Below are 12,274 nucleotides of genomic sequence, written 5' to 3'. Positions count from 1 at the left end.
TTCGGGTAAAAGGTAGCCTGAATACGGAGATATAGAAGGTATCCTGAGTGCTGTTCAGCATGGGCGGAACGTTGGTCTTATATAGGGACAGTCAAAGGTCCAACTAGATCCCCGACCTGAGTCTAGGATGAAAAACCGTCCACGGTCTGTTTTGAAAAGTCTCAAATTCCCCTAGAATAAGGACATAAGGTTAAACAAGAAACACGGAAACAAAAAAACAAGAAACAAACGAACAAATGACTTAACACATTAAAATGAATGAATGGAAAGGGCGGTGAACAACAATTATGAGATTGAATAAGGGAAATGGCTGGGCGATTGTATTGATTGCATTGGGTGCACTACTCCTCTTCGGAAAGTTAACTCCACTTCTTGGACACTTAATGGGTTATCTGATTCCGGTCCTGATGATTGCACTGGGGTACTACGGAGTCAAGCGAGGAAATGTGATGCTCGGATGGATCGTTCTTATCATCGGTATCATCTCACTGATGGGAAAACTGGCATGGTTGATCGGACCGATCATCGCGATCGGGTTAATCATCTTTGGTATCTCAATGCTAAGCAATAACCGCGGTCGTCATCGCCGGTACTAAGCTTTCACGATTATGAAAAGGAGGGACAGAACATAATGAGTGTATTTCGTCGAATGCGGGATATTACCGTAGCCAATCTAAACGAACATTTGGAGCAAAGTCAGGATCCAGTCAAACTGATTGATCAGTTCCTGGTCTCGACCCGCCAAGACATCGGTGAAGCCGAGAAACTTCGTCATCAATATGCAAGTCATACCAGACAAATGAAACAACAAGCCGATCAGGCAGCAGGTATGGTGAACAAACGGGAAGAACAAGCGTCCATGGCTCTAAAAGCAGGAGAAGAGCATCTCGCTAAGCTGGCCTTGCAGGAGAAAATTCTCCACGAGGAAAAAATGGAACAGTACAATGAATTGTATGCACAAAGTTATGCGGCATTACAGGAGCTAGATGAACAGATCGACCAGCTCAAAGTTGAATATCAGAATGTATACAGCAAACGCCAATATTACTACGCTCGTATGCAGACGATTCAGTTACAACAACGTATGAACCAGAGAGGCAATCACAACGGTCAGAGTGTACCCCGTATGTTTAACCGACTGGATGACCAAGTCTCTGATCTCGAATATGAAGCACAAAGTCTCCGGGATATCCGGCGAATGGGCCAAGATGGTTCAGGAGTAACTGGCAGCATGTCATCCTCCACACTGGATAAGGAACTGGAGCGCCTAAGACAGAAATTGAACAATGACAGAAAGGAGTAGTCACATGAATAAATTATACCGCTCGGCGCGTAATCGAATGCTAACAGGTTTGATCGGCGGCATTTCTGAAAATCTCGGATTGAGCACCACGCTGCTGCGTATCATTTTCTTCATCAGTATTTTTGCTACGGGAGGTACTTCATTGTTGATCTACTTCATCGCTGCATTGGTGGTACCAAAGGAATCCAACCACGTTGATCCATATGCTTATGATCCCAACGTAAGAGGATACAAGTAAACGAAAGGAGCAAGAAAATGAGCAAATTATACCGCTCAACGCGTGACCGGATGTTAACCGGCTTGTGCGGCGGAATTTCCGAAAGTATTGGAATGGATTCCACCCTGCTGCGTATCATCTTCGTCATCAGTATCTTCGTAACTGGCGGCACGTCGTTGTTAATATACTTTATTGCAGCACTGGTGGTGCCAAAGGAACCGTATCCGCCTTATGATCCGTATGGTTACGGCCCGGGCCCTGGTCCTGGCAGAGGATACAACAACTATGATCATCAGCCGCCAAGAGGTCCTTTTCAAAATAATCACAATCAACAAGGTCCTGGTAACTTCGGTCCCGGCCCTGGATACAACAGCAGACCTCAATCCGGTCCGCGTTCTTATGACAACAATGCCTACGGAGCAGGTGCACCACAAGAAAGTGAACTTGATTCCATGATGAAAGATATCGAGAAAAAAGCACTGAAAAAAGAAGTTGAAGAGCTTCGCCAAAAATTATCTCGTTACGAGAAGGGAGAAAAGTAAAATGGGAGTATTTAAACGGATTAAGGATATGACGAAAGCATCGGTAAATGATATGTTGGATAAGGTAGAGGACCCGATTGTAATGTTGAACCAGTACTTGCGTGATATGGAGGCTGAGATTCATGAGGCAGAGGTAACAGTTGCCAAACAAATGGCGAATGAGCGTCGCATGAAACAACGTCTGGACGAAGCGGAGCGTACTTCGGTACAACGTGAGTCCCAAGCAGAAGCTGCTCTGGCCAACGGTCAGGAAGAAGTGGCACGCAAATTGCTGGAAGAGAAAATCTACTTTGATCAAAAAATTACGGAGTATAATGAACTGCATGCACAGTCCGAAGCACAAGCAAAAGACCTGTTGCAACAGTTGCATGATATGAAAGATGAGTTCTACAAAATGCGTAACAAACGTAATGAACTTGTATCCCGTGCACAAATGGCAAAAGCCAAAAAACAAATGTCTTCCATTAACAGCCTGCATTCCATTGAAAGTGGTGGCGCATCACTAGGATTCCACCGCATGGAAGAGAAAATCATGCAGCTGGAAGCTGAAGCGGACGTAGCTCGTGCACCATATCGCAACACATCATCCACGTACACGAACCCTGTAGATGTGGAAAAACAGTTCAAAGTGGATCAGCAATTACAAGCCCTCAAAAACAAAATGGGCAGTGGTTCCAAGAATGAAGCGAACGGAACTTCAAAAGAATAACTGTTCGCCCCGTGGACAATATGATATTCTATAAATCGTGTATAATGTACGGTTGGTAGAACAAAAGTTAAGCCATACAGGACTTCATTGCCTGGTATGGCTTTTCCGTTGAATAAAGAAAGATAAACTTACAGAGGAGGTGCGGCGGGGATGAATAAGAAGAGTAAATGGCTAGCAGTTGTCATTATTATTATTGGCACAATGATGTTATTGAATCAGAATATTAACTTGCTGACCGCTGCCGCACTAATTCTGTTAACGGTTGGAATGCTTCAGGTCCGCAAAGGAGATACTCGGAAAGGTTATCGGTATCTTGGCATTGGTGCGGCACTGTTATTGCTGGATAATTTAATGATTGTATTCTTGATTGTACTGGCTTCTTTAGCTTATTTTTATTCAAAAAACAAAAAGATTCATCTGGACGAAGCAGTTATGAAAAAACAGAATTTCATGGCCCGGTACTACTGGGATCAATCATCCTGGACGTTACGGAGTATGAGTCTGTGGCATGCCATGGGTGAAGTTAACGCCGATCTGTCTCTTTCGATTCCGGAGGAGAAACAAACAATTGTGCTGCTGCAAGGCGTTATGGGGAATGTTCGCCTTACGCTGCCAGAAGATTATGGTGTGGAGATTGAAGCATCGGTTCTTTTCGGCCGAATTAATCTTCATGGTGAACAAGATAGCGGCATGATGAACAAATTAGTATGGAGAACTCCTGGTTATGAATCCAGTGAACATAAAGCAAAATTTGTCATTTCTTATATTGTTGGCGACCTAAGCATAAGTAATCCGTAGTAAAATAGATGAAGAGAAGGAGGAGACCCCGATGAAGACAAAACGACATACCGACATGGTAACCCGAAGTATGGGTGAAGGGATCCTCCTGGTTTTCATTGTCCTTGCTGTTATTTTGTATGTATTGTATACATATGGTTATCTTGCTCCGTTTAAAGGCTGGAGTCATCTGATTCAATCGGGTCTTGCCTTATTGCTGCTTCTGATTGGGATTGGAGCGGTCTTTGGGTTCTATCAGAGTTATCGGGTTAAACGCCGGCTAGAACTACTGCGGGAAACTCTTCTACTGTGGGAGAAGGGCTCTCTATCACGCACTGTACCTGATCTGGGCGATGATGATGTGGGCCGTTTAAGTGAGCAACTCGGACGAATCGGAAAAAAGTGGGAAGATCAGGTATCTTCGCTCCAGCGATTGTCTACTCATAATGCACAGCTTGCTGAACAAGCCAGAATTACGGCTATTGTGGAAGAGCGGCAGCGACTGGCACGGGAACTGCATGATGCGGTATCGCAGCAATTGTTCGCGATATCTATGACAGCAACGGCCGTTGGACGGAAGATGGAGAAGGATTTTGAACGTGCTCAGCGCCAGGTGGCTTTGATTGAAGAGATGGCTTCGGTAGCACAATCCGAGATGCGTGCGTTATTGTTACATCTGCGGCCAGTCTATCTGGAGGGCAAACAACTCGAACAAGGTCTGCGTGATCTGGTGATGGAACTGAAAACGAAAGTCCCCATGGATATTGTGCTCGAAATAGATGAAGACATCGATCTCATCAAAGGCATCGAGAATCATCTGTTTCGGATCGTTCAAGAGGCTATGTCCAATACGTTACGGCATGCAAAAGCGGAAAAAATGGAGATACGGCTCCAGCGCCGCACAGATGCGATTCGGGTACTGATTCGTGATGATGGGCAAGGCTTTGATCTGGATGAGAATAAACAAGCCTCCTACGGTCTGGCTAACATGCGTGAACGTGTTACGGAGATTGGTGGAGCCATACAATTTGTAACAGCGCCTGGTAAGGGAACGCGGATTGAAATTACGATACCTTTGATGAACGATGAAAGCGAGGAAGAACATGTCAATGGAACCGGAAGTCGAAACGGAGACGGAAACGTCGATCAAAGTATTGCTCGTGGATGATCATGAGATGGTACGTATTGGTCTGGCAGCGGTACTGGATACCGAAGATGGAATTGAAGTTGTTGGTGAAGCAGGCAGTGGAGAAGAAGGTATTCGGCTTGCGCAGGAATATAAGCCTGATGTTGTTCTGATGGACCTGGTGATGGAAGGTATGGATGGCATCGAGGCTACACGTCAGGTACTTAAAATGTATCCGGAGTGCAAAGTCATCGTCTTGACGAGTTACCTGGATGATGAAAAAATGTATCCTGTCATTGAAGCAGGCGCATTCAGTTATCTGTTAAAAACATCAAGAGCCAATGAAGTGGCAGATGCGATTCGCGCAGCAGCACGCGGGCAATCCGTTCTGGAGTCACAGGTGGCTTCCAAAATGATGAATCGATTCCGACAGCCACAGGCAGCAGCTCCTTTGCATGATGAATTGACGGACCGTGAGATGGATGTGCTCCGGTTGCTGGCCAAAGGCAAGTCGAATCAGGACATCGCTGATGACCTGATCATCGGCATTAAGACAGTCAAGTTTCACGTCACGAATTTACTGGCCAAATTGGGCGTAGACGACCGTACACAGGCAGCGATCTATGCTTATAAAAACGGACTTGCAGAGTAATAACAAGAATATATGCAATCACATAATTAAGCCAAAGAACCGTGCATTAATGTACGGAAGTAATAGATAAGAGGACAGAAAGAACCTGAAGAAGCGAAGCAAAAGCTTTCTGAAAGAAAGCTACTTCGAAAGCATACACTTGCCTTTATCCCCGGATTTAATATTTATAAATGAAATCAAAAAATCTGGGGATAACAGCGATTGGAAGGGTGTTCTGTCATCGGAGTGGCTAGTGTAAATATTGATGAGTTCAATTTAGATAGAAAAGTTTGAATGGAAAGCTCTGATCTGCCATGTAAGTGGTGGGTGGGGCTTTTTTTTGATGTCTTTGAACGAAGTATAGCTGATGTGGGAAAGGGGCATGCTGTTGATAGATTCATAGAATGCAAGAAGGAACGGGGGATTCAAATGTTAAATCGTTGGATGACAGCAGGTATATTGGCAATGGCTATCATTATTCTTATCAGTGTGACACAGGTATATGCAGAGAAGAACGAATCCCAAGCAGCCCAACTGGAACAGTTAATCTATACTGCTGACAGCGTGATTGATAATGTGGATCGTCTGGTTATTAAATGGCAAGGAGAAGGCCGGGGAGATGCACAAGCGCAGGCTGTATTATTGGCTAATCACTTGGGGCTGGAACAACCAGTACGGGTTCGCCAGACGGGCCATAGTGTGTATCGCAGTGAGGGGGTTGTCAATGAAGCTACTGGAGAAGCAGGTGTACTGGTCAATGTCGTTGAGTCAGGAGACAACGGTTATTACGCCATCGTACAACTGTCAGGGGATGCGCACACGGATCGGAACACATTCATGACAGCACATGAACAGATCGGTCAGCTGCTTGTAGACTCAGGGATGAAGGCAAGCTGGAATATTTCTGTACAAGGTACGGCAGCTACTGTTATTCAACGAGATGCGAATCAACAGTTGGCACTGATCGAGAAAGACCTGTCCAAAAATGTGGATCTCGTTTCCGTTGAACGTTATACGGATGTAGCCAGCGCAAGTGTCTCTTATGAGGCGGCTGATCTGCCATTGTCAATTAGGAGTGGATTGCATATGTTGAATATGCAGCTCGCAGTTCACCAGATTGGTGATGAGATGCACAATCGAATTACAGTGGGGTTTCCGGTGATTACGATTGAGTATTGAGGCTGGAATTTTCCGGTTATTCAGACAGTGAAGTGAGAATCTTTACTAGAAAAATCAGTTGGAAATAGTGCATCCGTTCAGTTGATATGCTAAAATGGCATCACATCCAAGAAGGAACTTGCTGGTAATTGACGGTTGTATGTCGTGCATATATAACACCATTACATAGCTCGGGGAGAGCATATAGGTTATCTTCCCGGAAGAAAGAGGAGCCTATGGTTGAAAAACAATCGCAAGATGAAGTACAGACACCAGGTGCAGTATTTTTCATTTTTGGAGCAACGGGTGATTTGGCCCGCCGGAAGCTGTTTCCGGCTATCTACAGTCTTTACCGTGAAGGCAAGCTTGCCGATGACTTTGCGGTTATTGGCGTAGCACGTCGTCCGAGGTCCCCAGAAGAATTCCGGGAAGACATCTATGAATCCATTAAAGAGTTCTGCCGATATCCGGCGGGGGAACCTGATGAGTGGAACGCTTTTGTCGATCATTTTGAATACAAAGCACTGGATATCAATAATGTGGACGGATTCAAAGAGCTGCGTGCGCAAACGGAGCATCTGGAATCGAAGTTTAACACGCCGGGGAACCGGCTGTTCTATCTGGCACTGGCACCTGAGCTGTTTGGCAGTGTCTCGTACAGTTTGCGGGACGGCGGTATGCTGGAAAGTCGGGGGTGGAACCGTTTGGTGATCGAAAAACCATTTGGTTATGATCTGCAATCGGCTGAACATCTGAATGAGCAGATTCGTGAGGTATTCCGTGAAGAGGAAATCTACCGGATTGATCATTATCTGGGCAAGGAAATGGTGCAAAATATCGAAGTCATTCGGTTCGGAAATGCTTTTTTTGAACCGCTCTGGAATAACAAACATATTGCCAACGTTCAGATTACGCTCGGTGAGACAGTAGGCGTGGAAGAACGTGGCGGTTATTATGATCACTCTGGCGCACTGCGTGATATGGGACAGAATCATATGCTTCAGATGTTGACGATGATTGCGATGGAACCGCCGAGTCGCCTATTCCCGGAAGACATTCGGGATGAGAAGGTGAAGGTATTGCGCTCATTGCGTGCCTTTACTTCGGATGAGGAAGTCAGCAACAATGTTGTGCGAGCACAGTATGCCGAAGGTGAGTACCGTGGCAAGCAGCTTCCGGGGTATCGTCAGGAAGACAAGGTTGATCCGCAGTCGAATACGGAGACTTATTTTGCAGCACGTGTATTCGTGGATAATTTCCGCTGGGCGGGTGTTCCATTTTACATTCGGACAGGCAAGCGTCTACCGGTGAAAACGACCGAGATCGTAGTGGAGTTCAAGTCGATGCCGAACAATGTGTACCTTGGGAAAAAATATAAATTGGAACCGAATCTGCTGGTCATTCGGGTGAATCCAATGGAAGGCATATATATCAAGATCAATGCCAAGAAACCAGGCTCGGATTCCGAGATTCAGCCGCTCGCGATGGATTTCTGTCAGAGCTGCATGATTGGAATCAACTCGCCTGAAGCGTATGAACGTCTGCTGCACGATGCAGCGGAGGGGGATTCTACGTACTTTACCCGCTGGGATGAAGTGGCGACAGCCTGGTCTTTCGTAGATCGGATCGCTGCAGCCTGGGGCAAGAATCAGGGAGAACTTCATACGTACCCTGCTGGAACATGGGGGCCAGAAGCGACAGACAAGCTGCTGGAGCAGGACGGATTCCACTGGTGGCCGGTGAATGGTCAGGACGAGGACAGCGTAATCTGGCAAGTGAACGGTTAGGGTAAGGGCATTAACACTGGTAATAAGAACATACAGAACATGACTGAGCCTGGGACATCGCAAATTTTGCGGTGTACTCAGGCTTTTTAGCGGGGAAAAGGAAGGCATCCATCAAAAGGAAATAAGTAATATAAATTAAGTTGTTGACAAAAAGTAAGTATGTAACTTATACTCAACACATGAGTTAAAGAGTTACGCCAATGACAAACTTCATCCGGGCCAACGTTTCGGATAAGTGATCATTCATGAGATAAAATGTAAACCAGTTGAAGGGGTTTGCGTCACAGAGAATCATGAAAAAAATGTGCATAATATCTTTAATCTGAGAATACTATTTTGTATATATCGAATGGAGGAAAAAGAAAATGATGTTGGATGTAGGGTTGTTGTTGATTCGTTTGGTGATTGGATTGTCGTTCATGGCGCACGGGGCTCAAAAGCTGTTTGGTTGGTTCGGAGGTTACGGAATCAAGGGTACAGGCGGCTGGTTTGAGTCGATGGGCATGAAGCCAGGTGCATTGGTGGCTTTACTGGCTGGACTCGCGGAATTCGGTGGCGGTTTGCTGCTGGCTCTGGGTCTGCTTACACCGGTAGGCGGCATTCTGATTGCATTGACGATGGTCATTGCGATTGTGAAAGTCCATGGTGCGAACGGTTACTGGTCTACGCAGAACGGATTCGAATATAATCTCGCAATTCTGGTGATTGGTGTAGCGCTGGCCCTGACAGGTGGCGGACAATACGCGCTGGATGCATTAATTTTCTAAAACACAATAACATGAAATAAATGAGGAGTGCCTGGATGCCATGATTATGGCTGAAGGGTGCTTTTTTTTGCAATTGAAAAGAGAAGAATCTGCGGTAGTAATCGGTTATTTTCGGTACAGATTATGGTACAATAGGAGAGTTGGGTTAAGAAGCAGTTCACGGTAACGATGAAAGCACAGATTTTGAGGAGGATGAACTCCATTGTAAATGTGTAAAATTAATCTAGTGTATGAATACCTCATATGCAAAATGACCAGTGTACAATCAACCGGCCTCGCCGGATTGCATAAAGATTGAATGATCGACCGGCCATGCCGGATTAACGTGAATGAACGGACGAAAGGGATTAAACCTATGAGCAAAGCTGCAAATGATATTCTTCAACAGGAAGTGGACAAACGCCGGACGTTTGCCATTATCTCTCACCCGGATGCGGGTAAAACGACATTAACCGAGAAACTGTTGCTGTTCGGGGGCGCGATTCGCCTTGCGGGAACGGTAAAAGCTCGGAAAGCCAGCAAACACGCAACAAGTGACTGGATGGAAATTGAGAAACAACGGGGGATCTCGGTTACTTCTTCCGTAATGCAATTTGATTACCTGAACCATCGCGTTAACATTCTGGATACACCGGGTCACCAGGATTTCAGTGAAGATACGTATCGTACACTGACGGCTGCTGACAGTGCGGTCATGTTGATTGACGTAGCGAAGGGTGTCGAGGCACAAACAATCAAGTTGTTTCAGGTGTGTGCAAAGCGTGGCATTCCAATCTTTACGTTTATCAACAAACTCGACCGTGAGGGTAAAAGCCCATTTGATTTGATGGAAGAACTTGAAAATGTACTGGGTATTCGTTCCGTTCCAATGAACTGGCCAATTGGTACAGGTCGCGAACTATGCGGTGTATATGACCGGATGAAAAATCAGGTGGAGTTGTTTCAAGGGGACGATCACTCGACGATTAAAGTTCAGAAAGTAAACGGTTATACAGATCCAATTATCCGTGAGATGGCAGGGGAATATCTGCATGATCAATTAATTCAGGATCTGGAGCTTTTGGATGTTGCGGGAGATCCGTTTGATATGGAGAAAGTTCAACGCGGCGAATTGACACCTATTTTCTTCGGTAGTGCGATCAATAATTTCGGTGTGCAGACCTTCCTGGAGAACTTCCTGGAACTGGCACCGAAGCCTGAACCACGTCGCAGTACGGCAGGAGAAATCCAGCCAACGAATGAGAAATTCAGCGGGTATGTATTCAAGATTCAAGCGAACATGAACCCGGCACATCGGGATCGTATTGCGTTCCTGCGTATTGTATCAGGCAAGTTCCAACGTGGAATGAGTGTGAAGCATACTCGTGTAGGAAAAGAGATCAAGCTGTCACAGCCACAGCAATTCCTGGCACAGGATCGGGATATTGTTGAAGAGGCATATGCCGGTGATATTATCGGTTTGTTCGATCCGGGTATCTTCCGGATTGGCGATTCATTGAGCCAAGGTAGCGAAGTTGTTTTTGAGGAGTTGCCAACTTTCTCACCGGAGATTTTCGCCAAAGTTACTGTGAAAAATGCATTGAAACATAAACAGTACCAAAAAGGGATTGACCAGTTGACGGAGGAAGGAACCATTCAGGTGTTCCAGACGGCAAGTTTCGACGAGACGATTCTCGGCGTAATTGGTCAACTGCAGTTCGAGGTATTTGAATACCGGATGAAAGGCGAGTATGGGGTAGACGTGCAATTGCAGCGCATGCCTTATCAGTTCGCTCGCTGGATCGTGGACGAGAATCTGGACGCAAGCAAATTCCGGATTAACTCTGCGCTTGTAAAAGATAAAAAAGGAAATTATGTCGTGCTCTTCGAAAATGAGTACGCCATGAGAACGGCTATGGATAAAAATCCTACAGCCAAGTTCTTGGAGACTGCACCTTAAGTGCAAGCAGACAGACGTAATCCGGCTAATCATTGAAGGGTTGGTTGGAATAACAAGCTGCCATCATGAGGTAACGCTCGTACAAAATAAGATCCCTCCGCCGATTGGCGGAGGGATCTATTGCTATACACCTTACTTCGAGGCGGGTATGATCCAGCCGAATAAGGGAAAGCTTTCTTTTGCAGACTGAACAAACGGTTTGATGGTTACCTTGCCCTTCAATGCTTCGATTAGCGAAGCGGTTGAACGGGAATGGTGTGCAGATGCTCCTGCGCGATTTGAATGAGTTCTTCCTGCTTGGCAGGTTCTGTGTTCTTCCAGATCATCTCGAAAATGGCGCCAAGTCCAGGTAATGCAGCTTCCGGTCCATCTACTGAACCTTCAATCATCTCCCGGAGCTGATCATCACTCTTGTCATGAACTTTATGAACAATCGCTTCACGCAGGCTTAATGTAATGGGCATCGCAATTCCCTCCTCGTATATTCGGCTGCTCTAATACTGTTCCCTGGGAAGCGCGAGCGCATTCAAGTTTATCGGGCTTTGTGGTATACTACGAAGGATTATTTACGTTAGCATGGGTATCCGTAATGATGCGTCATGCTGAAGTGCAGCGGGAGGTTAAGACCCTAATGGCCAAGAAACAGTATGCCGTAATTGGCATGGGACGGTTCGGATCAAGTGTTGCCAATGCACTGAGTGGTATGGGATTCGACGTGCTGGCAATTGATGCGGACGAGCAGCGGACACAGGAGATGTCCAATGTGGTGACCCATGCGGTATCGGCAGATTCAACAGATGAAGAAGCGCTGCGTGCGCTGGGCATACGGAATTTCGACGTTGTCGTTGTGGCAATTGGTGAAGATATTCAGGCGAGTATTCTGACAACCCTGATATTGAAAGATATGGGTGTACCGGTCCTGATCGTAAAAGCTCAAAATGAGCTTCATGGTAAGGTGCTGCAGAAGATTGGAGCAGACAAAGTCATCTATCCTGAGCGGGATATGGGATTACGTGTGGCCCATCATCTGACCTCGCCTAACATACTGGATTACATTGAGTTATCTGAGGATTACAGCATTCTGGAGATGAGAGCTTCCGAGCAAATGATCGGCAAAAACCTGATGGAATTAAACATCCGTGCACGTTTTGGATGCAACGTCATGGCGATTCGTAGTGGGAACTCGATGAACATCTCTCCGTACGCGGAGGACCGGATCGAAGCTGGAGATGTGCTGGTCATTGTGGGTCACAAGGATCATTTGACGAAAATGGAACTTGCATATCCGAAGTGATGGATGCAGATGGGAAGGATGGAA

The 12,274-nt window shown here is 46.0% G+C and carries 14 protein-coding genes; 13 read left to right on the top strand and 1 reads right to left on the bottom strand.

Features of this window, described 5'->3' with window-relative positions:
* Positions 1-287: 287 nt before the first annotated feature.
* The 12 genes from MKY85_RS25075 to MKY85_RS25020 all read left to right on the top strand — a co-directional run bounded on the left by MKY85_RS25075 (position 288) and on the right by MKY85_RS25020 (position 10,956).
* The gene (locus MKY85_RS25075; RefSeq protein ID WP_339237657.1) at positions 288-596 is read left to right on the top strand and encodes a hypothetical protein; all 309 of its coding nucleotides are present in this window, start codon (positions 288-290) and stop codon (positions 594-596) included.
* Between the two features lie 35 nt (positions 597-631).
* A complete protein-coding gene (locus tag MKY85_RS25070; RefSeq protein ID WP_342571049.1) occupies positions 632-1,303 on the top strand; it encodes a PspA/IM30 family protein in 672 nt (223 codons plus the stop codon).
* A 4-nt stretch (positions 1,304-1,307) separates the two neighbouring features.
* Entirely contained in the window at positions 1,308-1,541 is a 234-nt protein-coding gene (locus tag MKY85_RS25065; RefSeq protein WP_091020938.1) for a PspC domain-containing protein, read from the top strand.
* A 17-nt stretch (positions 1,542-1,558) separates the two neighbouring features.
* Complete coding sequence (locus MKY85_RS25060) at positions 1,559-2,062, top strand: PspC domain-containing protein (RefSeq protein ID WP_278298326.1); 504 nt, start codon at positions 1,559-1,561, stop codon at positions 2,060-2,062.
* 1 nt (position 2,063) lies between these two features.
* The gene (locus MKY85_RS25055; RefSeq protein WP_339237651.1) at positions 2,064-2,771 is read left to right on the top strand and encodes a PspA/IM30 family protein; all 708 of its coding nucleotides are present in this window, start codon (positions 2,064-2,066) and stop codon (positions 2,769-2,771) included.
* A gap of 150 nt (positions 2,772-2,921) precedes the next feature.
* Positions 2,922-3,569: a cell wall-active antibiotics response protein LiaF gene (liaF, locus tag MKY85_RS25050; RefSeq protein ID WP_339237649.1), complete on the top strand. Its 648-nt coding sequence runs from the start codon at positions 2,922-2,924 to the stop codon at positions 3,567-3,569.
* A 31-nt stretch (positions 3,570-3,600) separates the two neighbouring features.
* Entirely contained in the window at positions 3,601-4,716 is a 1,116-nt protein-coding gene (locus tag MKY85_RS25045; protein ID WP_339237647.1) for a sensor histidine kinase, read from the top strand.
* Positions 4,658-5,326: a response regulator transcription factor gene (locus MKY85_RS25040; protein WP_091020933.1), complete on the top strand. Its 669-nt coding sequence runs from the start codon at positions 4,658-4,660 to the stop codon at positions 5,324-5,326. Before MKY85_RS25045 ends, MKY85_RS25040 begins: the two co-directional genes overlap by 59 nt.
* Positions 5,327-5,734: 408 nt before the next feature.
* Positions 5,735-6,484, top strand: coding sequence for a YwmB family TATA-box binding protein (locus MKY85_RS25035; protein WP_342571048.1), 750 nt, complete (start codon positions 5,735-5,737; stop codon positions 6,482-6,484).
* A gap of 215 nt (positions 6,485-6,699) precedes the next feature.
* Positions 6,700-8,250, top strand: coding sequence for a glucose-6-phosphate dehydrogenase (gene zwf / locus MKY85_RS25030; RefSeq protein ID WP_342571047.1), 1,551 nt, complete (start codon positions 6,700-6,702; stop codon positions 8,248-8,250).
* Positions 8,251-8,618: 368 nt separating this feature from the next.
* Positions 8,619-9,017 (top strand): DoxX family protein, encoded by a 399-nt coding sequence (locus tag MKY85_RS25025; RefSeq protein WP_024634146.1) that lies wholly within the window; start codon positions 8,619-8,621, stop codon positions 9,015-9,017.
* 355 nt (positions 9,018-9,372) lie between these two features.
* Positions 9,373-10,956 carry a peptide chain release factor 3 gene (locus tag MKY85_RS25020; RefSeq protein ID WP_342571046.1) on the top strand — a complete coding sequence of 528 codons (1,584 nt, stop codon included), beginning with the start codon at positions 9,373-9,375 and terminating at the stop codon, positions 10,954-10,956.
* Positions 10,957-11,186: 230 nt separating this feature from the next.
* On the opposite strand, the gene sspI is transcribed toward MKY85_RS25020, so the two are convergent.
* Positions 11,187-11,420 (bottom strand): small acid-soluble spore protein SspI, encoded by a 234-nt coding sequence (gene sspI, locus MKY85_RS25015; RefSeq protein WP_036673259.1) that lies wholly within the window; start codon positions 11,418-11,420, stop codon positions 11,187-11,189.
* 128 nt (positions 11,421-11,548) lie between these two features.
* Here sspI and MKY85_RS25010 point away from each other — a divergent pair, with 128 nt between their 5' ends.
* Positions 11,549-12,250 (top strand): TrkA family potassium uptake protein, encoded by a 702-nt coding sequence (locus MKY85_RS25010; RefSeq protein WP_278299144.1) that lies wholly within the window; start codon positions 11,549-11,551, stop codon positions 12,248-12,250.
* The last annotated feature ends 24 nt before the right edge of the window (positions 12,251-12,274 follow it).

Origin of the sequence: Paenibacillus sp. FSL R5-0749 (genome assembly GCF_038595085.1) — a bacterium.
GTDB lineage: Bacteria > Bacillota > Bacilli > Paenibacillales > Paenibacillaceae > Paenibacillus.
This window is presented reverse-complemented; position numbering and strand designations above follow the sequence as displayed.